This is a genomic window from Sphingobium sp. SG1 (assembly GCF_057063145.1).
The window spans coordinates 42,181-68,947 of the sequence record NZ_JBVVOJ010000016.1 but is presented as its reverse complement, the minus strand read 5'-3'; the positions used below and the strand labels follow the sequence as shown (position 1 = coordinate 68,947).

General features: G+C 64.6%; 29 protein-coding genes. 22 read left to right on the top strand and 7 right to left on the bottom strand.

The window, feature by feature from the left end; genetic code table 11:
- Nucleotides 1–49: 49 nt before the first annotated feature.
- Together AC0KVN_RS23060 and fsa are read right to left on the bottom strand one after the other, a co-directional pair.
- A complete protein-coding gene (locus AC0KVN_RS23060; protein WP_435568355.1) occupies nt 50–376 on the bottom strand; it encodes an antibiotic biosynthesis monooxygenase family protein in 327 nt (108 codons plus the stop codon).
- 86 nt (nt 377–462) lie between these two features.
- Nucleotides 463–1,116, bottom strand: a complete 654-nt coding sequence (fsa, locus tag AC0KVN_RS23055) for a fructose-6-phosphate aldolase (protein WP_004210778.1) — start codon at nt 1,114–1,116, stop codon at nt 463–465.
- Nucleotides 1,117–1,243: 127 nt separating this feature from the next.
- Between fsa and AC0KVN_RS23050 the strand changes: the two genes are divergently transcribed.
- The 3 genes from AC0KVN_RS23050 to AC0KVN_RS23040 are packed head-to-tail and all read left to right on the top strand — an operon-like array spanning nt 1,244 to nt 4,292.
- Nucleotides 1,244–1,909, top strand: coding sequence for a DUF2490 domain-containing protein (locus AC0KVN_RS23050; protein ID WP_483656397.1), 666 nt, complete (start codon nt 1,244–1,246; stop codon nt 1,907–1,909).
- Between the two features lie 38 nt (nt 1,910–1,947).
- Nucleotides 1,948–4,116: a primosomal protein N' gene (locus AC0KVN_RS23045; RefSeq protein WP_435568357.1), complete on the top strand. Its 2,169-nt coding sequence runs from the start codon at nt 1,948–1,950 to the stop codon at nt 4,114–4,116.
- Nucleotides 4,116–4,292 carry a DUF1289 domain-containing protein gene (locus AC0KVN_RS23040; protein ID WP_048938600.1) on the top strand — a complete coding sequence of 59 codons (177 nt, stop codon included), beginning with the start codon at nt 4,116–4,118 and terminating at the stop codon, nt 4,290–4,292. The genes AC0KVN_RS23045 and AC0KVN_RS23040 overlap by 1 nt, the downstream gene beginning before the upstream one ends.
- On the opposite strand, the gene yfiB is transcribed toward AC0KVN_RS23040, so the two are convergent.
- The 4 genes from yfiB to ada form a co-directional block, all read right to left on the bottom strand.
- Nucleotides 4,289–4,780, bottom strand: a complete 492-nt coding sequence (gene yfiB / locus AC0KVN_RS23035; RefSeq protein ID WP_435568358.1) for an outer membrane lipoprotein YfiB — start codon at nt 4,778–4,780, stop codon at nt 4,289–4,291. The genes AC0KVN_RS23040 and yfiB overlap by 4 nt on opposite strands.
- 14 nt (nt 4,781–4,794) lie before the next feature.
- Entirely contained in the window at nt 4,795–6,015 is a 1,221-nt protein-coding gene (dgcN, locus tag AC0KVN_RS23030; protein ID WP_435568359.1) for a diguanylate cyclase DgcN/YfiN, read from the bottom strand.
- A 2-nt stretch (nt 6,016–6,017) separates the two neighbouring features.
- Nucleotides 6,018–6,563 (bottom strand): regulatory sequestration protein YfiR, encoded by a 546-nt coding sequence (gene yfiR, locus AC0KVN_RS23025; protein WP_435568360.1) that lies wholly within the window; start codon nt 6,561–6,563, stop codon nt 6,018–6,020.
- Between the two features lie 86 nt (nt 6,564–6,649).
- Complete coding sequence (ada, locus tag AC0KVN_RS23020; RefSeq protein WP_435568361.1) at nt 6,650–7,738, bottom strand: bifunctional DNA-binding transcriptional regulator/O6-methylguanine-DNA methyltransferase Ada; 1,089 nt, start codon at nt 7,736–7,738, stop codon at nt 6,650–6,652.
- A gap of 125 nt (nt 7,739–7,863) precedes the next feature.
- Between ada and AC0KVN_RS23015 the strand changes: the two genes are divergently transcribed.
- The 16 genes from AC0KVN_RS23015 (at nt 7,864) to AC0KVN_RS22940 (ending at nt 24,738) form a co-directional block, all read left to right on the top strand.
- Nucleotides 7,864–9,423 (top strand): S1C family serine protease, encoded by a 1,560-nt coding sequence (locus AC0KVN_RS23015; protein WP_010338580.1) that lies wholly within the window; start codon nt 7,864–7,866, stop codon nt 9,421–9,423.
- A gap of 181 nt (nt 9,424–9,604) precedes the next feature.
- Complete coding sequence (locus AC0KVN_RS23010) at nt 9,605–10,159, top strand: F0F1 ATP synthase subunit delta (protein ID WP_004210769.1); 555 nt, start codon at nt 9,605–9,607, stop codon at nt 10,157–10,159.
- 2 nt (nt 10,160–10,161) lie between these two features.
- Nucleotides 10,162–11,691: a F0F1 ATP synthase subunit alpha gene (gene atpA / locus AC0KVN_RS23005; RefSeq protein WP_004210768.1), complete on the top strand. Its 1,530-nt coding sequence runs from the start codon at nt 10,162–10,164 to the stop codon at nt 11,689–11,691.
- Nucleotides 11,692–11,733: 42 nt separating this feature from the next.
- Entirely contained in the window at nt 11,734–12,324 is a 591-nt protein-coding gene (locus tag AC0KVN_RS23000) for a LysE family translocator (RefSeq protein WP_037511450.1), read from the top strand.
- Between the two features lie 3 nt (nt 12,325–12,327).
- Complete coding sequence (locus AC0KVN_RS22995) at nt 12,328–13,212, top strand: F0F1 ATP synthase subunit gamma (protein WP_004210766.1); 885 nt, start codon at nt 12,328–12,330, stop codon at nt 13,210–13,212.
- 24 nt (nt 13,213–13,236) lie between these two features.
- Entirely contained in the window at nt 13,237–14,682 is a 1,446-nt protein-coding gene (atpD, locus tag AC0KVN_RS22990; RefSeq protein ID WP_004210765.1) for a F0F1 ATP synthase subunit beta, read from the top strand.
- A gap of 153 nt (nt 14,683–14,835) precedes the next feature.
- Complete coding sequence (locus AC0KVN_RS22985) at nt 14,836–15,090, top strand: ATP synthase F1 subunit epsilon (RefSeq protein WP_004210764.1); 255 nt, start codon at nt 14,836–14,838, stop codon at nt 15,088–15,090.
- Between the two features lie 276 nt (nt 15,091–15,366).
- Nucleotides 15,367–17,352, top strand: a complete 1,986-nt coding sequence (locus tag AC0KVN_RS22980; RefSeq protein WP_435568363.1) for a hypothetical protein — start codon at nt 15,367–15,369, stop codon at nt 17,350–17,352.
- A complete protein-coding gene (locus tag AC0KVN_RS22975; protein WP_004210761.1) occupies nt 17,349–17,927 on the top strand; it encodes a hypothetical protein in 579 nt (192 codons plus the stop codon). Before AC0KVN_RS22980 ends, AC0KVN_RS22975 begins: the two co-directional genes overlap by 4 nt.
- 99 nt (nt 17,928–18,026) lie before the next feature.
- Entirely contained in the window at nt 18,027–19,559 is a 1,533-nt protein-coding gene (locus tag AC0KVN_RS22970) for a TadA family conjugal transfer-associated ATPase (RefSeq protein ID WP_004210759.1), read from the top strand.
- 79 nt (nt 19,560–19,638) lie between these two features.
- Nucleotides 19,639–20,364: a hypothetical protein gene (locus tag AC0KVN_RS22965; RefSeq protein ID WP_435568364.1), complete on the top strand. Its 726-nt coding sequence runs from the start codon at nt 19,639–19,641 to the stop codon at nt 20,362–20,364.
- 46 nt (nt 20,365–20,410) lie between these two features.
- Nucleotides 20,411–21,634 (top strand): glycosyltransferase family 4 protein, encoded by a 1,224-nt coding sequence (locus AC0KVN_RS22960; protein ID WP_435568365.1) that lies wholly within the window; start codon nt 20,411–20,413, stop codon nt 21,632–21,634.
- Nucleotides 21,635–21,639: 5 nt separating this feature from the next.
- Nucleotides 21,640–22,167, top strand: a complete 528-nt coding sequence (locus tag AC0KVN_RS22955; RefSeq protein WP_037516480.1) for a sigma-70 family RNA polymerase sigma factor — start codon at nt 21,640–21,642, stop codon at nt 22,165–22,167.
- The gene (locus tag AC0KVN_RS22950) at nt 22,160–22,885 is read left to right on the top strand and encodes an anti-sigma factor family protein (RefSeq protein WP_435568366.1); all 726 of its coding nucleotides are present in this window, start codon (nt 22,160–22,162) and stop codon (nt 22,883–22,885) included. The genes AC0KVN_RS22955 and AC0KVN_RS22950 overlap by 8 nt, the downstream gene beginning before the upstream one ends.
- 87 nt (nt 22,886–22,972) lie before the next feature.
- A complete protein-coding gene (locus tag AC0KVN_RS22945) occupies nt 22,973–23,779 on the top strand; it encodes a class I SAM-dependent methyltransferase (RefSeq protein ID WP_435568367.1) in 807 nt (268 codons plus the stop codon).
- Nucleotides 23,780–23,832: 53 nt separating this feature from the next.
- A complete protein-coding gene (locus AC0KVN_RS22940; RefSeq protein WP_435568368.1) occupies nt 23,833–24,738 on the top strand; it encodes a DMT family transporter in 906 nt (301 codons plus the stop codon).
- On the opposite strand, the gene AC0KVN_RS22935 is transcribed toward AC0KVN_RS22940, so the two are convergent.
- Nucleotides 24,735–25,166: an OsmC family protein gene (locus AC0KVN_RS22935; RefSeq protein ID WP_017500508.1), complete on the bottom strand. Its 432-nt coding sequence runs from the start codon at nt 25,164–25,166 to the stop codon at nt 24,735–24,737. The genes AC0KVN_RS22940 and AC0KVN_RS22935 overlap by 4 nt on opposite strands.
- Nucleotides 25,167–25,252: 86 nt before the next feature.
- On the opposite strand from AC0KVN_RS22935, the gene AC0KVN_RS22930 reads away from it, so the two are divergent.
- From AC0KVN_RS22930 to AC0KVN_RS22920, 3 genes are all read left to right on the top strand, one after another.
- The gene (locus AC0KVN_RS22930) at nt 25,253–25,618 is read left to right on the top strand and encodes a PRC-barrel domain-containing protein (RefSeq protein ID WP_004210742.1); all 366 of its coding nucleotides are present in this window, start codon (nt 25,253–25,255) and stop codon (nt 25,616–25,618) included.
- 174 nt (nt 25,619–25,792) lie between these two features.
- The gene (locus AC0KVN_RS22925) at nt 25,793–26,461 is read left to right on the top strand and encodes an RBBP9/YdeN family alpha/beta hydrolase (protein ID WP_010338566.1); all 669 of its coding nucleotides are present in this window, start codon (nt 25,793–25,795) and stop codon (nt 26,459–26,461) included.
- Nucleotides 26,462–26,571: 110 nt separating this feature from the next.
- A complete protein-coding gene (locus AC0KVN_RS22920; protein ID WP_004210739.1) occupies nt 26,572–26,760 on the top strand; it encodes a YezD family protein in 189 nt (62 codons plus the stop codon).
- Nucleotides 26,761–26,767: the final 7 nt, after the last annotated feature.

The following is a 26,767-nucleotide window of genomic DNA, read 5'->3' as shown; positions in this document are numbered from 1 at the left end:
GGAGCGTGTTATCTAGCCGAATATGCTGAACAAAAGGTTCCCGCCCGGATCAGCTCGTCGCACGCACCAGCAGGTCGTCGGTGACCGTCATGGTGAAGATCGGGTCGGCATCCGCCGGCACTTCGGCGATCGCGTCGACAAAGGCGGCGCGGGTTTCCGGATCGTCATAGACCATCTTCGCGTCGAACGCCGCGCGCCAGGTCGCCTCGTCCGGCCATTCGGCATAGCCCACGAACCGCCCGTCCGCATCGCGGTGCAGGCGCGATCCACAGCTACCATATTTTTCACGGATGAGGTCGGTGCCGCGGCGCCAGGCTGCGCGGAACTGCTCTTCCTTGCCGGGGTGGACGCGCCACCAATAGACCGCAACGAACATGGCCACCTCCTTGTGCGGAGACAATGGCCGGGCGGCGGCAGGAGTTCCGGCGGGCAGGCCGATCGCCCGCCCGCCGGCAATGTCGCTTAGAGGATCGACTGGCCGGTCTTGGCCCAATCCGACATGAAGCCGGCAATGCCCTTGTCGGTCAGCACATGGTTGAACAGGGCCTTGATGACGGCCGGCGGCGCGGTCATCACATCGGCGCCGATCTTGGCGCTGTCGAGCACGTGGATCGGGTGACGGACCGACGCGACCAGGATTTCGGTGTCGAACGCGTAATTGTCGTAGATCAGGCGGATGTCTTCGATCAGTTGCATGCCGTCGAAGCCATTATCATCATGACGGCCGACGAAGGGCGAGATGAAGCTGGCGCCGGCCTTGGCCGCGAGCAGCGCCTGGTTGGCCGAGAAGCAGAGGGTGACATTCACCATCACGCCATCGTCGGTCAACGCCTTGCAGGTCTTGAGGCCATCGATGGTCAGCGGCACCTTGATGCAGACATTGGGGGCGATCTTCCGCAGGACCGCGGCTTCCTTCATCATCGTCTCATGGTCGAGCGCGACGACTTCGGCCGATACCGGGCCGTCCACGACGCCGCAGATTTCCTCGATCACTTCCAGGAACTTGCGGCCCGACTTGTGGATCAGCGACGGGTTGGTGGTGACGCCGTCCAGCAGGCCAGTGGCGGCCAGGTCACGGATTTCGGCAATGTCGGCGGTGTCGACGAAGAATTTCATGGGATGCTCCGGGGCAGGATTCGCGAATCGGCTCCCTTTAGCGGCTGGCCGATGGATTGGCCATCGGGGCGAGCGCCAATTGCCTTGGCGATCGCCACGCTTTATCTGAGCCGGACAGGGAGCGGCCATGATGTTTGCGATACGCGCATATAGCGACAGGATCGCCCCGTTCATGATCTTTGTGGCCATGATCGCCCTGCCCCGCAATGCCCGTGCCGCAGACGAAGCGGTGCAAACCTGGATCACCGGCGGCGGGGTCGCGCAGATCGACGACAATGACCGGATCGGCATCGATGTCAGCTATCGCCTGCGGCCGGGCAACGACCAGCTGCTGCAACGGATCACCCTGGACCATCGGATCGCCGATGGCGTGCAGCTGGGCGGCGGCTTTGCCTTCGTCACCAGCCGGGTGCAGAAGGAAATGCGCTTTCACCAGCAGTTGATCGTGGACCTGGGCCTGCTGCAGAGCCGCACCCGGCTGGAACAGCGCTACATCGACAGCGCCGCGCAGCCGGCCTGGCGCCTGCGCGAACGTATCCAGCTCGACATCCCGCTGGAAAAGCAGCGCAAATGGTTCCTCCTGACCTCCGCTGAATTTTTCTTCGAACTGCACAGGCCAAGCGCGGTCCAGGACAGCGAACTTGTCACCACGCGGCAGCTGATCGGCCTGCGCCATGTGCTGACGCCGCGGCTCGGCATCCAGCTGAGCTATATGCGCCAGCATAGTTTCCCCAACGACCGCCCCGATGAGGTCGTCCATGTCCCCTGGCTGGCGATCGCCTGGCGGCTCTGACGATTTGCCAGAACGGCAAGAGCGGTTAAGGACGCTCAATGGCCCGCGCCCGTGTCCTCCTGCTCAATGCCGCCCTCGGCCCGCTCGACTATCGCATCCCCCATGGCATGACGGCCAGGCCGGGCAGCATCGTGGTCGCCCCGCTGGGCCCGCGCCAGCTGGTCGGTGTGGTCTGGGACGAGGAGTCCTTTCCGGATGTCGAGACGGTCGGTGACAATCGATTGCGCAACCTGCTGGAAGTGCTGAACGCGCCGCCGCTGCCCGAAACGCTGCGCCGGCTGATCGAATGGACCGCCGACTATTATCTCGCCCCGCCGGCCGCCGTGCTGCGCATGGCGCTGGCGTCGATGTCCGCGCTGGAGGGCACGCGCACCGTCATCGAATATCGTGCCACCGGCCAACTGCCCGATCGCGTGACCGAACAGCGCACCCAGGCGATGGAGCGGATCGGCGACCGGCAAGGGCTGGTGCGCGAACTGGCGATGATCGGCGGGGTCAGCGATACGGTGATCCGCGGTCTGGTGAAGGCCGGCGCGTTCGAGCCGGTCGAGGTCAGCGTCGACACCCCCTTCCCGGAGCCCGACCCAGCCCACGCGCCGCCGGCCCTGTCCGAGCAGCAGATGGCGGCCGCGACCGACATGGCGGACGCGGTGCGTGCCCATGAATTTGCCCCATTCCTGCTCGACGGCGTCACCGGGTCGGGCAAGACCGAGGTCTATTTCGAGGCGATCGCCGCTGCCATCCGCGCCGGCAAGCAGACCTTGGTGCTGCTGCCCGAAATCGCCCTGACCGAACCCTTCCTTGAACGGTTCGAGAAACGCTTCGGCACGGTCCCGGTCAACTGGCATAGCGGCCTGCGCCAGAGCGAACGCCGCCGCGCCTGGCGCGCGATCGCGGCGGGCGAGGCGCGGGTCGTCGTCGGTGCCCGCTCCGCCCTGTTCCTGCCCTATCCCAATTTGGGCCTGATCGTCGTCGACGAAGCGCATGAGGCGAGCTTCAAGCAGGAGGAAGGCGTCCATTATCATGCCCGCGACGTCGCGGTGATGCGGGGCCTCATCGAACATTTCCCGGTCGTTCTGGCCTCCGCCACCCCGGCGATCGAGACACGGCATCAGGTCGACCTTGGCCGCTATCGCGAGATCAAGCTGCCGGCCCGTTTCGGCGGCGCGCAGATGCCCGATATCGAGGGCATCAACCTGCTGACCGATCCGCCCGAGCGCGGCCGCTGGATCGCGCCGCCGCTAGTGATGGCGATGGAGGAAGTGCTGGCCAAGGGCGAACAGAGCCTGCTCTTCCTCAACCGACGCGGCTATGCCCCGCTGACGCTGTGCCGCCATTGCGGCTATCGCTTCCAATGCCCCAATTGCACCAGCTGGATGGTTGAGCATCGGCTGACCAAGCGGCTCGCCTGCCACCATTGCGGCCATGTCATCCCGGCGCCGCGCTTCTGCCCCGAGTGCAAGGAAGAGGACAGCCTGGTCGCCTGCGGCCCAGGCGTCGAGCGCATCGCCGACGAGGTGAAGGCGCTGTGGCCACAGGCGCGGGTGGCCATCGCCACGTCCGACACGCTGCACTCGCCGGCCCGCGCCGCCGATTTCGTCAAGTCGGTGGAGGCTGGGGACATCGACATCATCGTCGGCACCCAGCTCATCACCAAGGGCTATCATTTCCCGAACCTGACCCTGGTCGGCGTGATCGACGCGGACCTGGGGCTGGAGGGCGGTGATCTGCGCGCATCCGAACGCACCTTCCAGCAGATCATGCAGGTCGCCGGACGCGCCGGGCGCGGCGAAAAACCGGGCCATGTCTTCATCCAGACCCGAATGCCCGATGCGGAGGTGATCCAGGCCCTTATCGCCGGCGACAGCGAGCGCTTCTATCTGATCGAGACCGAAAACCGCCGCCGCGCCAATGCCCCGCCCTTCGGCCGCTTCGCCGCAATCATCATCTCCAGTGAGGATAGCGACGAAGCCGCACAGACCGCGCGGCTGATCGGCAAGTCGGCGCCGCAGGTGGAGGGCATGCGCGTCTATGGCCCCGCCCCTGCCCCCCTTTCCGTGCTGCGCGGCCGCCATCGCCACCGGCTGCTGATCCACGCCACGCGCCAGGTCGACATCCAGTCGGTGATCCGCGAATGGCTCGGCAATCTGGTGTGGAAATCGACCACCCGCGTCGCGGTGGACGTCGACCCCTACAGCTTCATGTGATGGCCGCGCCGATCGAGAGCCCCTGTCGCAATCTCTGTTCGCTCGATGCCGAGCGCAAGGGCTGCACCGGCTGCGGCCGCACCCTCGACGAAATCGTCCATTGGCGCAGCATGACCGATGCCCAGCGCACCGCCGTCATGGCGCGGGTGAAGGATTTCGAGCCAATCCGCCGTTAAAGCGACATGGCGTCGTTCGGTGCGACGATGATGACCACGCGGCGGTTTTCCTGGCGACCGACCTCGCTGTCATTGCTCGCCACCGGCACCCGCAACCCCATGCCCACCGGATGCAGAGCCGCCGGTGCCATGCCGCCCGCCGCCAGCGCGTCGGCAACGGCCTGCGCCCGCTTCTGCGACAATTGCTCATTATAGGCAGCCGTGCCGGTATTGTCCGTATGCCCCTCCACCTTGGCGCCGCGCACTTCGACGGCGACCAGCGCGCTCGCGATCCGGCTGATCACATCGCGCTGCGCCGGGATCAGCACGCTCTGGTCGGTCGAGAACAACAGCCGGTCGGCCATGCCGAATTCCCAGTTGCTGCCGACCGGCTGAAAGCCATTGGCACGCAGCACCGTCTTCTGTGCTTCGGTGAAGCCATCACTCGGCTGCACCGTCTGACAGGCTGCCAGCAAAGTCAGCGCCAGGAGGGAAAGAAGCTTTCGCATATTGTTCCTCATCATCAATTCCGGCCGTCGCTCCGCGCCTTGGCCGCATACATGGCCGCGTCGGCATGGCGCAGCAGTGCGCGCGGATCGACACTGTCCTGTGGATAGAGAGCGCTGCCGATGCTCAGCGAGGATCGGATGCTGACGCCGCTCGGCAACATGATCGGCTGGGTCATGCTGGTCCCGATCTGCGCCGACATCTGATCGGCTTCGGCTCGGGTCGCCCCGGCCGCCAGGATCAGCGCAAATTCGTCGCCGCCCAGGCGGAAGGCCATGTCGCCCGGCCGCAAGGCCATCCGCAGCCGCGCCGCGATGACGATCAGCATGACGTCGCCGGCATCATGGCCATGGCTGTCATTGACCTGCTTGAACCGGTTCACATCGACATAAATGACCGCGAAGGACGTATCGCCTTCATCGGCCTGCGCCATGGTCGCCGCGAGCTCCCGCTCGAACATCGCACGATTGCCTAGGCCGGTCAGCGGATCGCGCGTCGCCTGGCGCTCCAGGATACGATTCTCGTTCAAAATGCCGGTGTGCCATTCGTCCAGTTCATCCAGCAGCGCATTGAAATCGCGCGCGAACTGATCGACCTCATGAATGCCGGCGACCGGCACGCGCCGATCGAACTGGCGGTCAGTGCGAACTGCATGGGCGACTTGTGCAATATGGGCCAATGGTCCCGTCACGTCGCGCTGCAACCGCCGCGCCAGCAACTGGGTCGCGACGATGGTCAGCCCCAGGCAGGCCAGCGCAGTGGCAACCCCGGACAGGATATAGCGCCCCAGGCCTCCGGCATCGCCGAACACCTGCACTTCGGCCACGACGACAGGCCCGTGATGAACCGGCACCCGTACCGGGCTGGGCCAGAACAGCGCGTCCACGATCCGGGACAGGTTGCCGGCCATGCCGCGATCGGGCCGGTTCCAGGCCGCGATCAACCGTCCGTCACGATCATGCAACTCGACCGATCGCACGCTTTCGGATGCCGCCACTGTGGCGATCCCCTGTCGTGCCGCGTCGACATCCTCGAACACCAGGGCCGGCTCGACCGTATAGGCGACGGTCTGCGCGATCAGCGTCAGGTTGCGGGCGGCATAGCCGCGAATGACGGTGACACCTGTCACCGTCAGCGTCAGGCCCGCCATCAACACGGCGAACAAAATCAGGCGCAGATGCGCTCGCGCCAGCAACTGGCGCAAGGTCGGCATTGCGGTCGGGCTTGGTTCGGCCATGGTCAATAGCCCCCCTTCGCCACGCGCAGCACGCGCGGATCGATCCGCACCGCGGATCGGGACACCGCATCGATGTTGAGCTGGAAGGACAGCGTCTGCGGCGCGAACAACAGGCAGAACATCGCCCCACCCGCACAGTCGCGATCATCCTCCGCGATCGTCACCACCGCATTGCCGCGCATGGCGGCGATCAAACGCTGGCGCACCACCGCGTCCAGGCTTCCGAGATAAAGCGCATCACAGCGCGCGGCCGGCGCGGCCTCGTCGGCGGCCAGCGCCACCGTGGCGATCCGCGCGCCGTTCGTCAGGCTGATCTCATCCAACTGGTCGCCATGGGCGACGACACCGGCCATGCACATGCGCACGACCGGCCGCGCAGTCGGCCAGCGGGTAAATTCCAGGATGGATCCGACCATGCGCGCCACGCCGGCGGCCATCCGGTCGGGACCGGGACCGATCGGCATCGCCACCGGCCGCGCCAGCGGCAAGGCCACTGTCATGGTCGGTGTCATCAGCAACAGCCAGAACAACAGACTACGCAAGCCCACCCGCCCCCATCGAAGAAGGCGCGAGCCTATAGTTAATCAAAAGTTAAATTACGAGAATATTGTGACGCAAGCGGATCGAGAAAGGATCATTCACCTGTCGCCTTCGCTGTCATCTTCGCACGTCGCTCCCGCTCCAGCAGGCTCCGCTTGCGATCGACTCCATAGGCATAGCCGCCTAGGCTTCCGTCGCTGCGCAAAACACGATGACACGGCACCAATATTGCCAGGCCATTGTCGCCGCAGGCCGTCCCTGCCGCGCGCACCGCGCCCGGCCGGCCGATCGCCGCGGCGATTTCTCCATAGCTGCGCGTCTCGCCCGCCGGGATCGTCCGCAAGGCGGCCCAGACCGCCTGCTGAAAGGCGGTGCCACCGACATCGGTCGGCAGGTCCGCCCCCGCCCCCGGATCATCCACCAGTGCAGCCACGGCACGCGCCCAGCGATCCAGCGTGGCGTCCGCAGGCAACAGAGACGCGTTGGGATATCGGCGGCGCAGCTCTGCCTCCCCCTCCTCGAAGGCGATGCGGCACAGGCCGCGCTCGGTCGCCGCGACCAGCAGCGCGCCCAGGCTCGTCCCGATCACGACATGGCGGATATCGACGCCGCGCCCGCCCTCGCGCCAGGCGCTGGGCGTCATGCCCAGATGCCGTTCGGCATCGGCATAGGCGCGGCTCGGCGCGTTATAGCCGGCCTCATAGATCGCATCGGTCACGCTGCCGGGCGTCGCCAGCGCCGCCTTCAGCCGCTCGGCGCGCAGATCGCGGGCATAGGCGGCCGGGGTCAGGCCGGTGATCCGCTTGAACAAGCGATGGAAATGATGCGGCGCATAGCCGACATGGTCGGCCATCTCCTCCAGCCGGGGCGGCGTTTCGGCCGCGCGGATCAGGCGGATCGCCGCTTCCACCGCCTGCTGGTCGCGCCCGACCTCATCCGGCCGGCAGCGCAGACAGGCGCGAAAGCCCGCCGCACGGGCCGCCGCACCATCAGGCAGGAAGATCATATTCTCCCGCTTCGGGTGCCGGGCCGGGCAGCTCGGCTTGCAATAGATGCCGGTGGTCAGCACCGCTCCGACGAAGCAGCCATCCTGCCGCCGATCGCGCGCCAGAAAGGCGGTCCAGCAGGCTGCGGCATCGGGCATGGCGGCCGGGACGGGTTCGGGGCGTGTCATCTGGTTCATGGATATGGGGTAATCCAGACGGCTTGGCGAGGCTTCCCGTCGCTTGCGGTCAAAAGCACACGGCCCGTCGCATCCGCTTTTTCCCGATTGCCTAAAGCGGGCCTTCGCATATGTATGCGCCTCCTATGGTCGCCCTTTTCCGTCGCCTTCGCCCGATCGCCGCGCTTGTCGCGTCCCTCGTCCTGCTCAGCCCCGCACGGGCCGAACAGCAGGATATCACCGCCGCCGCGCGCAGCGTGGTGCGCGTCGCATTGGTCGCGACCAACGGCGCGGACGCCTATTTCGTGGGCCATGGCAGCGGCATCGCGATCGCCCCGGACAAGGTGCTGACCAACGCCCATGTCGTCGAACTGGCGCGCGAGGAGAAGGATCTCGTCATCGGCGTGATCCCGTCCGAGGGCAAGAAAAGCTATGGCGGACGGATCATCGCCTATTCGCCGGGCAATGACCTGGCCCTGATCCAGCTGGAGGAAGGCAGCCTGCCGGTTGCCACCTTCTATGCCGGGGCGGTCGATGACGGCCAGCATGTCACCGCCATCGGCTATCCCGGCACCGTCGATCGCGCCCAGGGCCTCAGCCTCAAGCAACTGGTCGAACCGCTCGGCACGGTGAAGACCAGCGGCAGCATCTCGTCCGGCCGCTCCAGCCAAAGCTTCGACACCATCCTGCACACCGCCCCGCTTGCCGCCGGCAACAGCGGCGGCCCGCTGGTCGATGATTGCGGGCGGGTGCTGGGCGTCAACAGTTTCGGCTCGATCTCGGACGGCAATGATGCCGAATTCGGCTTTGCCGTATCCTGGCGCGAAGTCGCCTCCTTCCTGCGCCAGGCCGGCGTGTCCTCGCTCCACACCGTCGTCGCCTGCCGCACCATGGCCGAAGCCGACGCGGCCGAAGCCTCGATCACCCAGCGCGAATCGCAGCTGACCGAACAGAATGACCGCGCCGCCGCCGACAAGCGCGAGCAGGCGCTGCAGCAGGCCCGCGACACCGCCGAGCGCGACGTCATTTCCGGCCGCGAAAATGCGATGGCGGGCGCCGCCGTGCTGCTGGCCCTCGCCGTGCTGGGCCTGGGTGCCGGCGGCCTCTTCTACAGCCAGGGCCGCGAAAAGCGTGCCACCTGGTTCATCGCCGGTGGCGGCATCCTGCTGATGGGCGCGCTTGGCCTGTTCGTCTTCAAGCCCAGCTTTGCCAGCATCGACGAGCGGGTGAAGCTGCCGGAGGACCAGAGCGTGGTCAGCAACAAGGCCTTTGCCTGGGCCGGCGACAATATCTGCCGGATCGACCTCAACCGCAGCCGACTGACCGTGTCGCAGCCCAATGATGTCGGCCTGAACTGGGCCGAGGGCGGCTGCGTCAACGGCGACACCCAATATCAGGCGACCGGCACGACCTGGCAGCGCGCCCATGTGCCCGACGAGGGCAATTATGTCAGCCGCAGCGAATTCGACCCGGCCACCGGCCTGTTGCGGGTGCAGCGCTGGCTGCCCGATGGCGACACGATGGACAAGGCCCGCGCCCTGCTGAAGGATGGCCCGATCAAGGGATGCAGCAGCGATTCCACGATGTTGACCCGGATCGCGACGCTCCAGTCGGACCTCGCCGCGCTGCTGCCGCCCCAGCCGAACGAGCGGCTGGTCTATCATTGCCAAAAAGGACGGCTTGCCCCCGCAGACCCCGCTCCCTAGCCTGTCCGTTTTCCCGAAAAACTCAGTCAAATTGGCTTGATTTCGTCGATGCGATGGAATCGTGTCACATGACTTGCATAGTCATATTGGCACTGCTAACCGGCCCGACAACAGGGGACGGTTATTACTGCTCCCCCTCTTTTTGCATGACCGGCAAATCAAGTTGGAGGACGGTAAGCGCGTGGAGACTACCGGCGGTATTCAGGCCAGCCTCAGCGGCCGCTATGCGGTGGCGCTGTTCGATCTGGCCCGCGACGGCAAGACGCTCGACACCGTCGCAGCGAGCCTCGCGGCAATCAAGGCGGCGATCGCAGAATCGTCTGATTTCAAGGGCCTGATCAACAGTCCCGTTCTCAGCCGCGACGCAGCGGGTAAGACGATCGCGGCGGTTGCATCCGCCATGTCGATCGATCCGCTGACGACGAATTTCCTGGGCGTGCTCGCCCAGAACCGTCGCCTCTCGCAGCTTCCCGCGGTCATCCGCGCCTATGAGACGCTGCTGTCGAATCACAAGGGCGAGGCCCGCGCCGAAGTGACGAGCGCGCATCCGCTCACCAAGACTCAACTGACCGCGCTGGCCAAGGGCCTCAAGGCGCGTGTCGGCCGCGACGTTGCCGTCGAGGCCAAGGTCGATCCCGCGATCCTGGGTGGGCTGGTCGTCAAGATCGGCAGCCAGATGATCGATTCCTCCATCCGCACCCGTTTGAATAGTCTCGCCCTGGCGATGAAAGGCTGAACATGGATATCAACGCCGCAGAAATTTCGAAGGTCATCAAGGACCAGATCGCCAATTTCGGCACCGAAGCGCAGGTCAGCGAAGTCGGTTCCGTTCTGACCGTGGGTGACGGCATCGCCCGCGTCCATGGCCTCGACAACGTCCAGGCGGGCGAAATGGTCGAGTTCGCCAATGGCGTGCAGGGCATGGCACTCAACCTCGAAGCCGACAATGTCGGCATCGTGATCTTCGGCTCGGACGCCGAGATCAAGGAAGGCGACACCGTCAAGCGCACCGGCACCATCGTCGACGTTCCCGTCGGCAAGGGTCTGCTGGGCCGCGTCGTCGACGGCCTCGGCAATCCGATCGATGGCAAGGGCCCGATCGAATATACCGAGCGCAAGCGCGTCGAAGTCAAGGCGCCGGGCATCATCCCCCGCAAGTCGGTGCACGAACCCGTGCAGACCGGCCTGAAGGCGATCGACGCCCTCGTCCCCGTCGGCCGTGGCCAGCGCGAACTGATCATCGGTGACCGCCAGACCGGCAAGACCGCCGTCGCGATCGACACCTTCATCAACCAGAAGGGCATCAACGCGGGCGACGACGAGAGCAAGAAGCTCTACTGCATCTACGTCGCCGTCGGCCAGAAGCGTTCGACCGTCGCGCAGATCGTCAAGCAGCTCGAAGAAAATGGCGCGATGGAATATTCGATCGTCGTCGCCGCGACCGCTTCGGAACCTGCTCCGCTCCAGTATCTGGCGCCCTATACCGGCGTCACCATGGGCGAATTCTTCCGCGACAACGGCATGCACGCCGTGATCGTGTATGACGATCTGTCCAAGCAGGCCGTCGCCTATCGTCAGATGTCGCTGCTGCTGCGCCGCCCGCCGGGCCGCGAAGCCTATCCGGGCGACGTCTTCTATCTCCACAGCCGCCTGCTGGAACGCGCTGCGAAGATGAACGACGCCAATGGCAATGGCTCGCTGACCGCGCTGCCGATCATCGAGACCCAGGCAGGCGACGTGTCGGCCTATATTCCGACCAACGTGATCTCGATCACCGACGGCCAGATCTTCCTCGAAACCAACCTCTTCTACCAGGGCATCCGTCCGGCCATCAACGTCGGCCTGTCGGTGTCGCGCGTCGGCTCGGCCGCGCAGACCAAGGCGATGAAGAAGGTTTCGGGCTCGATCAAGCTGGAGTTGGCCCAGTATCGCGAAATGGCGGCCTTCGCCCAGTTCGGTTCGGACCTCGACGCCTCGACCCAGAAGCTGCTGAACCGCGGCGCGCGCCTGACCGAACTGCTGAAGCAGGGCCAGTTCTCGCCGCTGCCGTTCGAAGAGCAGACCGCGTCGATCTTCGCCGGCACCAACGGCTATCTCGACGGCATCCCGGTCAAGGACGTGACCCGTTATGAAGAGCTGATGCTCGCCTATCTGCGTCACGACCACCCCGAAGTGCTGACCGCGATCCGCGACAGCAAGGATCTGGGCGACGACGCCAAGGGCAAGCTGAAGGCTGCGCTGGACTCGTTCGGCAAGACCTTCGCTTAAGACGCTGTGCTGACCGCCCATTCCCTTCTTGCCTGGACCGTGATGTCGATCGGTCTGGTGCTGCTGCCGGGGCCGGACACCATGTTGGTGGCCGGCCACGCGGCGCGCCGCGGGTTCAAGGCGGGAATGGCGGCGATCGGCGGCATCCAGCTTGGCGGCCTGTTCTACATGCTGTTGTGCGGCTTCGGCTTCCTCAGCGTGCTGAATGCGGTGCCGGGGCTGTTCTTGGGCGTTAAGATCGCCGGTGCCCTCTATCTGGCCTGGATGGGCTTTGGCCTGCTGCGCGGCGCGATCAAGCCGGCGCCGGCAAGCGAAACGCCCAAGGTCCGGATCGGCGGATCGCCCTTCGCCCAGGGCCTGGTCAGCACCGTGCTGAACCCCAAGGTCGCGATCTTCTTCCTCGCCGCGCTGCCGCAGTTCGTGGGCACCGGCCCGGATGCGCCGTGGCAGGGCATGCTGCTGATCGCGATCGTCTATGGGCTGGGCTTCCTGTGGTGCGCCCTGCTCGCGCTGCTCGCCACCAAGGCGGGCCGCAAAGTGGGGCAGAGCAGCGCGATGCGCTGGTTCGAAGGCGCCATGGGCGTCGGTTTCTTTGGTCTCGCGGGCCGTCTGGCCCTTGCTCGGAATATTTGAACTATGGCTAGCCTCAAGGAACTGAAGCTGCGCATCGGGTCGGTGAAGTCGACCCAGAAGATCACCAAGGCGAAGCAGATGGTCGCCGCGGCCAAGCTGCGCAAGGCGCAGGCCGCTGCCGAAGCTGCCCGCCCCTATAGCGAGCGACTGGAAGCGGTCGTCGCGAGCCTGGCGACCAAGATTGCCGGCGGCTCGGGCGAAGGCGCTTCGCCGCTGCTCGCCGGCACCGGCAAGGACGAAGTCCATCTGCTGGTCGTCGCCAATAGCGATCGGGGCCTTGCCGGCGCGTTCAACGCCAATATCGTGAAGGCCGCGCTGGCCAAGGCCCGCGCGCTGGAACTGGATGGCAAGAAGGTGCTGTTCTACCTGATCGGCCGCAAGGGCCGTCCGGTCATCAACCGCACCTATCCGGGCAAGATCGTCGCCAATTACGACACCACCGGCGCCAAGGAGCCGGGCTTTGCCCAGGCCCAGGCGGTGGCGCAGGAACTCAGCCAGATGTTCCTCGACGGCAAGTTCGACGTCGCCCATCTCTTCTATTCGCGCTTCAAGTCGGCACTCGCGCAGATCCCGACCGAACAGCAGATCATCCCGGTGAAGATCCCCGCCGACGCCGACCGCAACGCGATCGCCGCCACGGTGGAATATGAGCCGAGCGAGGAAGCGATCCTCGACGACCTGCTGCCGCGCAACGTCACGGTGCAGCTCTTCAAGGCGCTGCTGGAAAACAACGCGTCCGAACAGGGTGCGTCGATGACCGCGATGGACAATGCGACCCGCAATGCCGGCGACCTCATCAACAAGCTGACGATCCAGTATAACCGCAGCCGCCAGGCCGCGATCACCACCGAACTCGTCGAAATCATCTCGGGCGCCGAAGCCCTCTAAGGACAAGCAGGCAAGGACATAGTCATGGCAACCACCAACAATGTAGGCCGCATCTCGCAGGTCATCGGCGCCGTCGTCGACGTGACCTTCCCCGATGCGCTCCCGGCGATCCTTTCGGCGCTGGAAACCAGCAACAACGGCCAGCGCCTGGTGCTGGAAGTCGCCCAGCATCTGGGTGAGAACACCGTCCGCACCATCGCGATGGACTCGACCGACGGTCTGACCCGCGGCCAGGAAGTCACCGACACCGGCGCGCAGATCTCGGTTCCGGTCGGCCCGGCAACGCTCGGCCGCATCCTGAACGTCGTGGGTGAGCCGATCGACGAGCGCGGCCCGGTCGCCACCGAACTGCGTTCGCCGATCCATGCCAAGGCACCCGAGTTCGTCGACCAGTCGACCGACGCCTCGATCCTGGTCACCGGCATCAAGGTCATCGACCTTCTGGCCCCCTATGCCAAGGGCGGCAAGATCGGCCTGTTCGGCGGCGCTGGCGTCGGCAAGACCGTTCTCATCCAGGAACTGATCAACAACATCGCCAAGGGCCATGGCGGCACCTCGGTCTTCGCGGGCGTGGGCGAACGCACCCGTGAAGGTAACGATCTGTACCATGAATTCCTCGACGCCAACGTCATCGCCAAGGATGCCGACGGCAACGCGATCAGCGAAGGTTCGAAGGTGGCCCTGGTTTATGGCCAGATGAACGAACCGCCGGGCGCCCGTGCCCGCGTCGCCCTGTCGGGCCTGACGATTGCCGAATATTTCCGCGACGTCGAGAACCAGGACGTGCTGTTCTTCGTCGACAACATCTTCCGCTTCACCCAGGCGGGCGCGGAAGTGTCGGCTCTGCTCGGCCGTATTCCTTCGGCCGTGGGCTACCAGCCGACCCTGGCGACCGACATGGGTCAGCTGCAGGAACGCATCACCTCGACCAACAAGGGCTCGATCACCTCGGTGCAGGCCGTCTACGTCCCCGCGGACGACTTGACCGACCCGGCGCCGGCGACCTCGTTCGCGCATCTTGACGCCACCACCGTTCTCAACCGCGCCATTTCGGAACTGGGCATCTATCCGGCGGTCGATCCGCTGGACTCGACCAGCCGCGTTCTGGAACCCCGCGTCGTCGGCCAGGAACATTACGACACCGCCCGTGCCGTCCAGTCGATCCTGCAGAAGTACAAGTCGCTGCAGGACATCATCGCGATCCTGGGCATGGACGAGCTGTCGGAAGAGGACAAGATCACCGTCGCCCGCGCGCGCAAGATCCAGAAGTTCCTGTCGCAGCCGTTCCACGTCGCCGAAGTCTTCACCGGCATCTCGGGCAAGTTCGTCCAGATCGAAGACACGGTGAAGTCGTTCAAGGCCGTGGTCGATGGTGAATATGACCATCTGCCCGAGAACGCCTTCTACATGGTCGGCGGCATCGACGAAGCCATCGAAAAGGCGAAGAAGCTGGCTGCCGAAGCAGCCTAAGCAACAAACCCTCCCCTCCCTTCCAAGGGAGGGGATTGAGGGGTGGGTAGCGCGCGAAGCGCGCTTCCTGCCTCTCGGCTAGGGCGCAGGCCATCGCATCGCGATGGCACCCACCCCCGGCCCCTCCCTGGAAGGGAGGGGGGAGATTTTAGAATGGCACTGCATTTCGAACTCGTGACCCCTGAAAAGCTCGTCCGCTCGGAAGAGGTCTATCAGGTCGTCGTTCCCGGCACCGATGGCGACTTCGGCGTGCTGGAGGGCCATGCGCCCTTCATGTCGACCGTGCGCGATGGCGCGATCCAGATCTTCGCATCGGCTGGCGCCGCACCGGAAATCATCCCGGTCGAGGGCGGTTTTGCCGAGGTCAATGAAAAGGGCCTGACGGTTCTCGCCGAAAAGGCGGGCTGAGCTCGATCCATTTTTGGTTCGCAGCGCGAGCCCCATCAAATCTCTCGCCATGATGAAGGCGATACGAAAGCGGCGCGTACAGCGCCGCTTTTTTTTCGTGGCATAGCTGAGAGCCCGATAAAACGGCCAGAGCGACCCAAGCCGTGTTTAAGAGCTTTTTTACCATGATTGCCTAGGCCCCATGAAGCGACCAACCGCTACGGACAGCCCAATGAATCCTTGTCGGCCCAACCGGTGCGATGCGCGCGCCATTGCCCTAACCAACCGCTCACCTTCATGACCGCATCGCCCTTTCTATCAGATCTGGCGAGTCTGCTCGCGGGTGTTGGACTTGGCGCCCTCTGGCTGCTTCTGCCCGGCGCGGGTCTAGCGACACTTGTAGAGCGCTGTGGACCGGATTTTGGCCGCGGATGGCCCCGGCTCGGCTGGTCACTGTCGCTGGCGCTGACATTGTTGCCGGCCGTCGACGCTCTGCTGGTCCGAGCGGGTGGCATCGGCATGATGCTGCCGCTTCATGCCGGGCTGGCCATCCTTGCACTCAGACGTCTGGACATTCTGCGCCCGCAACGAGAAGGGTGGCGCCTCGCAGCCCCCATGGTCCTGCTCTGGTTCATCCTCATAGTCATTCAATTTGCCGACTATGTGACATCCGATGGCATGCTCAATCAGTCGCTGCTGGAATTCGATCTGGTCAAACATGCAGCGGTAACCAGTGCCATAGCCCATCAGGGTGTGCCTTTTGCCGACCCCTTCTTCGCTCGGCCAGGTTTCGCGGGCTATTATTATTATTTCTACCTTCTTCCTGCCGCCATCCACTGGGCCGGTGAACCGTTCGTCAGCGCGCGTATGGCCTTTGCCGCCGCAGCTTTCTGGACAGGCATCGCGGTTCCCGCGTTGCTCTGGCAAATCTCATCAGAGGCGGGGCTGATCACGGCCGAACGCGGACGACGCTTCATGCGGCTGACCCTGCTCTTCTGCTTTGTATCGGGCACCGACCTGCTGTGGATGGGCTATCGCTATCTGTGGAGCGGCAATCTTGAATCGCGCAGTGACTGGTGGAGCACCGAAGTTACCTTCGTCCTGCATTCCATCGTCTGGGTACCGCATCACATTGTAGCACTTATTGCTGCCTGGATATCCATGCTGCTGCTGGTACAGGCCAGGCAACTTCCTAAAATTGGCCGATACATGATCGCTGTTTTGGCTGGGCTGGGTATAGCGACCTGTTTCGGATCGTCCGTGTGGATCATGCTGACCATCGCGCCGGTTCTGGCCGGCTGGGGGCTGATCAGCCTCAGGAAGGGTGACATCACCATCCTCATTGCCGGCATGGTCGCGTTGCTCGCCGCCATCTACCAGATACATGACCTGATCGTCGCTCGGCACGACAATGCCCTGCCAATCGCGCTCACCATTCGTCCCTTCACCTTCATCCTGCCGAGAGAGGGAAGCTGGGCATTATTGCACCTGCTGGCACTGCCATTGAATTACGCCATGGAGTTCGGCATTTTCGCCTGGGGCTCGATCCTGTATTGGCACACTCGCAAAGAATGGCCCCGTCAACCGGTCCAGATCCTCTTGCTCGCCAGTGCAATGGTTTCGCTACTCATTGCCAGCTTCCTCAAGTCCACGATCATCAACAATGACCTCGGCTGGCGGTCGATCTGGTTCGCACAACTGGCCGCCATAATTTGGACGACAGCTTCGCTGCACGACCAACCCAGACCGATCGCAGATCGACCTTTCACCTTCAAGCTCCTCCTCGCACTCGGCATTGCGGCCGTCCTGTGGGATATCGCAGGCGTTCGCCTGATCCGGCCGCCCTATGCCCCGACCAGTCCGTCACACGAGTTGTTCCGTCTGCGCAGCGACAATCTGGATCAGCGGCGCATTTATGAATGGGCGGCGCGCCATCTGCCGGCGAATGCCGTGATCCAGCACAATCCTGCCCTGTTTCAACGGTCCTTCAATTTTGGCCTTTACGGGCGCCAGCCAACGGGTGTGGCAGATAAGGAGGCCAATCTTTTTGGCGCTTCGATGGATGATGTCAGCCTACGCATCGCGACAATCGCGCCCATTTTCAGCCGCGCCCTGCCGCAGGCGGAGATACGTCGCCGCGCCGAAGCTTCCGGGGTCGATTATCTGATGATTGCCGCAGTCGATCCCGTCTGGAGTGCGCATAAGGGGCCGCCGCCCGGCCTACGCTGCATACATCGCGAGCCTCTTGCCTGCTTGATCGCCACGAAAGACATTGCCCGATGACCAATATTCGACCTATTCGAAACCTGATTTTGGCCTATGTCGGTGCGCTGGTCGCAGGCTTTCTTCTCTATCTCGCGCTCATCGCCTCGCCATTGCTGGCAAGCATTTCACTGCTTTTCTATCGCGGTGTGTTTATTGCCTTCATAAGCGCGCTGCTTTTAGCGCTGTTAATCGGCTGGGCGGGGCGATGGTTGCGTTCCTTGGATCTGTCGACGGCAATCGGCGCGGTAGCCCTCTCGCTCGCCTTCAATATCAGCTTCCTCATCGTTTTCCCGGTCACCTTTGACCGATCCATCACCATGTTCCTGCTTGCCCGGATCGAACGTCAGAACGGTCAACTGACCCCACCGATGCTGGAACAGGTTTTCATACGCGAGTATCTTGGTGATCTGCGCCAGATCGATCGGCGAGTGCGGGAACAGACCTTGTCCGGCAATATCGTTCAGCGCAACGACGGCAGGATCGAACTCACACCGCAGGGCTCCAGGCTCCTTGACAGCGGACGCCTGATCGGCGGCTGGTTTGGCGCAGACCCGCGGTTCGTTACGCCTCCACCACCGTCAAACGCCCATTAGCCATTTGTCAAAGTTTCCAGCTTATTCACCTTCTCCAGCCATGGTGAATCGGCCCATTTTGGGGTGGCTGGCCCGATCGCAGAATACCGGCGGAGAGTTATGAGCGCATTTGGACGGAAAAATGGACCTGCCGGCATCAAGCCGGGTTTCGGCGTCGCCCGACCGATGCACAGCGGCGGCGCAGCACGCGAGGAGGCCCCGCGCGGCGGCGAGCAGTTCCCGCCGCTCGACCTGGCGGCCCTGCCGGGCGAAATTCCGCTCGATCCGCTGTCGGCACCGACCAGCCAGATGCAGCGCAATGCGGACGCCATGTCGCGCCTGTCCGAACGCGCCAATGCCGAACATGTCGCCGATGCCGGCCCGCAGGGATTCGAGGCGTCGGTTCACAAGATCAAGGAACAGGTGCTTCCCCGCCTGCTCGAACGCGTCGATCCCGAAGCGGCCGCGACCCTCACCAAGGATGAACTGGCGGAGGAATTCCGGCCGATCATCATGGAAGTGCTGGCCGAGCTGAAGCTGACGCTCAACCGGCGCGAGCAGTTCGCGCTGGAAAAGGTGCTGGTCGACGAGCTTCTGGGCCTCGGCCCGCTCGAGGAATTGCTGGCCGACCCGGACATCAGCGATATCATGGTCAATGGCCCCGAGCAGACCTATGTCGAAAAGAAGGGCAAGCTCCAGATCGCGCCGATCAAGTTCCGCGATGAAGAACATCTGTTCCAGATCGCCCAGCGCATCGTGAACAAGGTCGGCCGCCGCGTCGACCAGACCACGCCGCTGGCCGACGCCCGCCTGCCCGACGGTTCGCGTGTCAACGTGATCGTGCCGCCGCTCAGCCTCAAGGGCACGGCCATCTCGATCCGTAAATTCTCGGCCAAGCCGATCACCATCGACATGCTCGCCCAATGGGGCGCGATGAACCAGAAGATGGCGACCGCACTCAAGATCGCCGGCGCCTGCCGTTTCAACATCGTCATTTCGGGCGGTACCGGTTCGGGCAAGACGACGATGCTCAATGCGCTGTCGAAGATGATCGATCCGGGCGAGCGCGTGCTGACCATCGAGGACGCGGCCGAACTGCGCCTGCAGCAGCCGCACTGGCTGCCGCTCGAAACCCGCCCGCCCAACCTGGAAGGCCAGGGCGCGATCACCATCGGCGATCTCGTCAAGAACGCCCTGCGTATGCGTCCTGATCGCATCATCCTGGGCGAAATTCGTGGCGCGGAGTGTTTCGACCTGCTCGCCGCGATGAACACCGGCCATGACGGATCCATGTGTACGCTGCACAGCAACAGCCCGCGCGAATGCCTGGGCCGTATGGAAAACATGATCCTGATGGGCGACATCAAGATCCCGAAGGAAGCCATTTCCAAGCAGATCGCCGACTCGGTCGACCTGATCGTCCAGGTGAAGCGCCTGCGCGACGGTTCGCGCCGCGTTACCAACGTGACCGAGGTGATCGGCATGGAAGGCGACGTCATCGTCACCCAAGAACTGTTCAAGTTCGAATATCATGACGAGGATGACAGCGGTAAGATCATCGGCGAATATCGCTCGATGGGCCTGCGCCCCTACACGCTCGACAAGGCCCGCATGTTCGGTTTCGACCAGCCCTTCCTGGAAGCCTGCCTCTGACCCTTAGGGAATAAGGGCGCCCGCTCCCGCGTAGACGGGGATGTGAATCGTCACATCCTCATCGCGGGAGCAGCCTTTCTTGTCCGTTCGATCCCTTTCGCGCCATGGCCTTGCCGCCATGGCGAGCGCCTTTCTGGGCGATGTCGCGCTGGCGTCCAACGCCTATCCCGACGTGCCCGAACCGATGATCTTCGACATGATGCGGCCGCTGGGCGCCAAGCGCGGCGAACTGGAGGTCAATACGCTGGCGACCGTTCCGCTGTCGGGCGATGACGACGCCGTCCATTGGGCGCCGGAAATCGAATATGCCTTTGCCGACGGCTTCGCGATCGAGGGCGAACTGCCCTTCGTCAACGGCCGGCTTGCTGAACTGAAACTGGGTCTGCAGGCGAGTTTCGGCACCACCGGCGGCGGGCGCACCGGCCATGGCGTCCAATATCTCGGCATCTATGACCGCCGCGCCAAACAATATCGCAGCAGTTTCGCCTATATGGCGGCCCATCGCTACAATAGCCGCTGGAGCAGCGTGACGATGGCAGGGCTTGCCGACGTAAAGCTGTCGGGCGGCCATGGTCGCAATGGCGTGATCCTCAACCACTCAGCCTTCTATGACAGCAGCGAAGGGCAGGTATTGGGGCTGGAGATCAATTATCAGGGCGGCAGCGAGGGCGGCCTGCTGCTGATGCCGCAATTGCACCAGCAACTGGGCGGCAATTTCGCCATGCAGGCGGGCCTTGGCGCGGAACGGCCGCGTGGCGATGTCTTCCGACCCACCGCCGGCCTGCGCATCATTCGGCAATTTTAATTGCCCATCGATGGAATAGGCGCGATCCGACAAGCGTAAGCGGGGCATGACGCTGCATTCCCCGCTCTCTTCCCTTCGCGCCCATATTCATGCCGCCCTGCCGGTCGCCACGGCGCCGGCATCATCCCGGCCGCTGAAGATCGTGCTGTTTTCGGGCAATTATGATTGCGTGCGCGATGGCGCGAACCGGGCACTCAACCGCCTGGTCCGGCATATGCTGGACGAGCATCAGGCAGAGGTGCGCATCTATTCGCCGACCGCGCCGACGCCGGCCTTCACCTCGGCCGGCGATGTCCGATCGGTGCGCTCGCTCTGCATCCCCGGTCGCCCGGAATATCGGCTCGCGATCGGCCTGACCCGTGCCGCCCGCGCCGATCTGGAGGCGTTCCAGCCTGACATCGTGCATCTGTCCGCGCCCGACCTGCTCGGCCGGCAGGCGCTGAACTGGGCGCGGCGCAACGCCGTTCCGGCCGTCGCCAGCCTGCACACCCGGTTCGAGACCTATCTTGCTTATTACCGCCTCGGCTTCCTGCGGCGGCAGGTCGAAACTTATCTCGATCGCTTCTATGGCGATTGCGACCGCATCCTCGCCCCGACCCCGCCGATCGCTGCGGACCTCGCCGCGATACATGGCGCAGAGCGCATTGCCCTCTGGAGCCGGGGCGTCGATCGATCCGTCTTTCATCCGGCGATGCGAGATGAAAGCCTGCGCGCCCAGCTTGGCTATGCGCCCGACGATGTCGTGCCGCTCTTCTTCGGCCGGCTGGTCAGGGAAAAGGGGCTCAACATCTTCGCCGACGCCATCATGGCGGCGCGCGCCAACGGTCTGTCGCTGCGCCCGCTGATCCTGGGCGATGGTCCGGCGCGCGATGCCCTCGCCCGCCATCTGCCCAATGCCAGCTTCGCCGGCCATGTCGAAGGGGCGCGTCTCGGCGCGCTGGTCGCCAGCGCCGACATCTTGGTCAATCCCAGCGTCACGGAGGCGTTCGGCAACGTCAATCTGGAGGCAATGGCCAGCGGCCTTGCCGTCCTGTCGGCCGAGGTCCCCAGCGCATCCGCGCTGATCGACAATGGCGTCAACGGACTGCTGGTGCCGCCGGGCGACGTTGGCGCCTATGCCGGCGGCCTGGCTTCCCTCGTCCGCGACACCGGCCTAAGGCGGCGGCTCGGCCGCGCGGCGGAGACGACGGCGGGCGACTATCGCTGGGACCATGTCCTGGATTCGGTGGCGCGCGTCTATCGCGAACTGGCGGGCGCCCCAATGGAATGATGTGGATGACGGGCAAGCGGACGGACATGGAAATGGAGGCGGACCTGCGCGCCATGCGCCGCTATGCCCGCGCCCTGTCGCGCGACCATGTCGTCGCCGACGATGTGGTGCAGGACGCCGTGATGCGCGCGATCGAACGGCGCGACCAGTTCCAGCCCGATCGCAGCCGCCGCCGCTGGCTGCTGGCCATCGTCCACAATGTCTTCATCTCGGCCAAGCGGCGCGAGGCGGCGGAAACGCGTCGCAATATGGCCTTTGCCCAGATCCAGGTCGATCATGCCGATCCCGACCAGGAGGTGCGCGCCGACCTGATGCAGGTTGCCCGCGCCTTTGCCGACCTGCCCGACCATCAGCGCGCCGTCATGCACCTGACCGTCGTCGAAGGGCTGAGCTATCAGGAAAGCGCCGACCTTCTGGGCATAGCGGTCGGCACGGTGATGTCGCGCCTTGCCCGTGCGCGGGCGACATTGCGACAGGACAGGGACAGGCAGCCGCGCGATCGGCTGCGCATCGTGGGAGGACAGGATGAGTGAGGATCCTTCGGAGATCGAACTGATGGCCTATGTCGACGGCCAACTCGATCCTGGCCGGCGCTTTGCGGTGGAAACCCGGCTGTCGCGCCGGCCCGATCTCGCCGCGCAGGTTATGGGCGACCTCAGCGCCCGCACCGGGCTGCGCCTGTTGGCGCAGGACCGTGCGCCCCTGCCCGAAGCCATGGCGGCACAGGCGAGCGCGCTCCACCCGCCCGCCACGCGCCATCGTCGCTTTGCTATCGGCGCCGGCGGCGGCCTTGCCCTGCTGACGGCAAGCTTCGTTGCCCTGCTCATGGTGCGCGACGGACCGCCCGCCTATGTCGTCGACGCCGCCACCTCCCACCGCGTCGCCATGATCCGCGCCCGGATGCAGGGGCAGATCGAATCGCCCAGCTTCGACCCGCGCGAGATATTGGCCAGCACCCATATCGACATTCCCGGCCTGCCCGCCGACTGGCGCGTGACCGATGTCCAGCTCTTCCCCGGTGAACGCACGCCCGCGCTGCTGATCGCGCTGCGCACGCCCGAAGGGCGCGACCTGTCCATCTATGCCATGCACCGGCGCACCGATGCGCCCGAGCGGCCGGATTCGGTGCGCGAGGGCGCCCAGTCGGTGGCCTATTGGCGGCGCGGCGACATGTCCTATGCGCTGACCGGCGAGGATGAACCGGCCGCAATCGACGCCACGGCGGAGTCGATCGCGGGCAGCTGGTCCTGACCAACCGGTCCATAAGCACCGGATTTCCTTGCCAGTGGGATGCGGGCACGGCACACCCTGCGCTCCAGATCCGTTGAGAGGTTGCCCATGTCCGCTTTTCCCCGCCGATCGATCGCGCTTGCCGCTGCCCTTGCCCTCCTGCCGCTGGGCGCGGCCGTCGCCCAGCATGCCGGCCATGGCGCCGATCCGGTGGCAGCCGCCATCGGCGCATCCAGCCGCACCCCCGCCAATGTCGCCCGCGACAAATATCGTCATCCGCAGGAGACACTCGCCTTCTTTGGCGTGACGCCGACCCAGACGGTGGTGGAATGGGCGCCGAGCGGCGGCTGGTACACGGAAATCCTGGCGCCACTGCTGCGCGACAAGGGCAGCTTCTACGCGCTCCAGCCGACCGGCCGCTATCTTGACGGCTACAAGAAGTTCCTGGCCGACAAGCCGCAGGCCTATGACAAGGTCAAGCTGGTCGCCTATCCCGAGGAAGCCGCCAGCATCCCGGCCAACAGCGTCGACACCGTGCTGACCTTCCGCAATGTCCACAACATGGTCATGGGCGGCAGCGAGGATGCGACCTTCAAGGCCTTTTTCGCCATGCTCAAGCCCGGCGGCACGCTAGGCATCGTCGACCATCGCCTGCCCGAGGATCGCGACACGGCGCTGGAAAAGAGCAGCGGCTATCTCAAGGTCTCGACCATCCGCCGCATCGCGGAAGGCGCAGGCTTCGAATATGTCGGCGCATCGGAAGTGAACGCCAATCCCAAGGATACGGCCGACTGGGAAAAGGGCGTCTGGACCCTGCCGCCCACGCTGCGTAACGGCGAAGTTGACAGGGCGAAATATCTTGCGATCGGCGAAAGCGACCGCATGACGCTGAAATTCCGCAAGCCGCTCAAGTAAGAAACCCGATCCAGCCCGGTTGCGCCGTCGCGTAACCGGGTTAAGGAAGCGGCGTGTCCAGCACCGCCGCCCCGTCCCGCCCGCATCGCCCGCTCTTCGCCATCGGCCTGCGCCTGGTCGCGGTCGTCTGTCTGGCGGTGATGTTCGTGACCGGCCGCGTCGCCGACGCCCATGGCGTCCATCTGGTCGAAACCCTCTTCTATCGCCAGGCGCTCGCGCTGCCCGTGGTCTTCGCCTGGCTGGCGATGAGCAGCGGCATCGGCGCCATCCGCACCCGGCGGATCGGCGTCCACGCCACCCGTATGGTCATCGGCCTGACCGGCATGGCGCTCAATTTCCTGTCCTATATCCTGCTGCCCCCGGCCGAGGCGACGACGATCGGCTTCACCATGCCGATCTTCGGCACGATCCTGTCGGCGCTGATCCTGCGCGAACCGACCGGCCTCCATCGCTGGGCTGCGGTCCTGATCGGCTTTCTGGGCGTCCTCATCATGGTCCGGCCCGAAGGCGGCCATTTCCCGCCGATGGGCGTTGCCGTCGCCATCACCGCCGCGCTGGTGACGGCCAGCGTCAGCCTGGTGCTGCGGGAACTGGGCCGCACCGAGAGCGCGGGAGTCGTGGTCTTCTGGTTCACCGCCCTGTCGGTGCCGCCGCTCGGCATCGGCATGCTCTTTTATGGTCAGGCGCATGACGCGCAGACCTGGGGGCTGTTGCTGATGATCGGCCTGTTCGGCGGCATCGCGCAACTCTGCCTCACCGCCGCGCTGCGCTGGGCGCCGGTATCGGTGGTGCTGCCGATGGATTATAGCTCGATCCTGTGGACAACCCTGCTGGGCTGGGCGATCTGGGGCGACTGGCCGATGTGGACCACCTGGGTCGGCGCCGCGCTGATCATCGCCAGCGGCCTCTATATCGCCTGGCGTGAACATCGCCACGCCAGGCGTATCGCGGCGGCCTAGGCCAGCAGTTCCGCATCCAGGCTGATGTCAGCCTTCAGCAGTTTCGATACCGGGCATCCGGCCTTCGCCTTCGCCGCGAGTTCCTGGAAAGTCGCGTCGTCGGCGCCGGGGATCTTCGCCTTCAGCGTCAGCTTGCTCGCGGTGATGGCAAAGCCGCCCTCCTGCTGCTCCAGCGTGACGACCGCGCTCGTCTCCATCTTCTCCGCCGTCAGCCCGGCTTCGCCCAGGATCAGCGACAATGCCATGGTGAAGCAGGAGGCATGGGCCGCCGCGATCAGTTCTTCCGGATTGCTGCCCGGCATGCCCTCGAACCGGGTGGCGAAGCCATAGGGATAGGCGTCGAGCGCGCCGCTCTGGGTCGAGATCGTGCCCTTGCCGTCCTTCAGGCCGCCGCTCCAGGCCGCCGAACCGCTGCGATTGATCTTCATGCCGATGCTCCTTGCTGTGAAGCGGAGGAACCCCAGCGGTTCCCCATGGTTGCATCAGAATAGAATGTTTTTGCAGGAGAGTGACAATGGCCGAGATGATGAGCGCGCATCGCCATGACCTGATCGCGTCCGACCGGGTCGAGGGCACCGCCGTCTACAACCGCCAGGGCGACAGGCTTGGCAAGATATCCCATTTCATGGTCGACAAGCGTAGCGGCCATGTGCGCTATGCGCTGCTGTCCTTCGGCGGTTTCCTGGGCATGGGCAATGAACATTATCCCCTGCCCTGGTCGATGCTGGCCTATGATATGGACAAGGGCGGCTATGTGATCGAACTGGCCAAGGAGGTGCTGGAACAGGCGCCCCATTATCTGGACGAGGACCGGCCGGCCTTCGACGATGCCTATGGCCGCAACGTCTACCAATATTATGGGCTGATCTACCCCTGGTAGCTTTTCCCTGCCCGTTCAGGGGCTTGATGCGGGCGCGCGGCCATGGGGTCGACGCGCCCGTTTATCTGCCATTCAGGTTGCCCAGATTCTGACACATTTCGGCGCTCGCCCATTGTCTACTAGATGAATAGTATTATTTTGAGAGGCTCAGAATATAGGACGAGGATAAGGATAATGGAGCGATTCGGACATTCGGGTGACGCGCGCCAGCCGGTAGTGCTGACCATCCCCGGCCTCAACAACAGCGGCCCGGATCATTGGCAGACATTGTGGGACAGCGGACGCGGCGATTGCCAGCGTGTCGATCTGGGCAGTTGGGCCAGCCCCAATCGCAATGCCTGGGTCACGCGGCTCGACGCTGCCATTCGCCAGGCTGACGGCCCGGTCATCCTGGCGGCGCACAGCCTGGGCTGCCTGGCCGTCGCCTGGTGGGGTGCCCTGCAAAGCCAGGCCTATGGCTGGCCGGTGACCGGCGCGCTGCTGGTCGCCCCGCCCGATTGTGACCGGATGGAAACGCCCGAGACCATCGGTGGATTCGGCCCGACGCCGCGCACGCCCCTGCCCTTCCCGTCGATCCTCGTCGCCAGTCGCAACGACCCCTATATCTTCTTCGAACGCGCCCACAGCATCGGCAAGAATTGGGGCAGCCAGTTCGTCGATGCCGGCCATAGCGGCCATATCAACGCGGATTCGGGGCTGGGCGCCTGGGGCTTTGGTCAGGCGCTGCTCGAACGGCTGATCGACAATGCGCAGGAACAGGCGTCTGCCGTGCGCCAGATGCGCCCGGCCATGCCGATGGCGCGGCTTGATCGCCCGTCCGACGGGCTGCGCATGACCAGCTGATATCGGCCCCAGACATCGCCGGGGCGCGACAAGAGAATCTTGCGCGCCCCTTATATTTGCTTTTTTGTCTACTAATACAGTTGAGTTAAAACGCGGCCAGAGGGATGAACATGACCGAACATAGAACCATCGAACTTCGCCACAGCCGCGCCGAAGGCCAGCGCCCCGACATCATCGCCAGCATCGACAAGGTGCGCGACGTGTTGGAAGGGCTGCGCTTCGGCTCCATCACATTGACCGTCCACGACGCCCGCGTCGTGCAGATCGACGTCACCGAAAAGACGCGCCTGACCGCCTGACCGATCA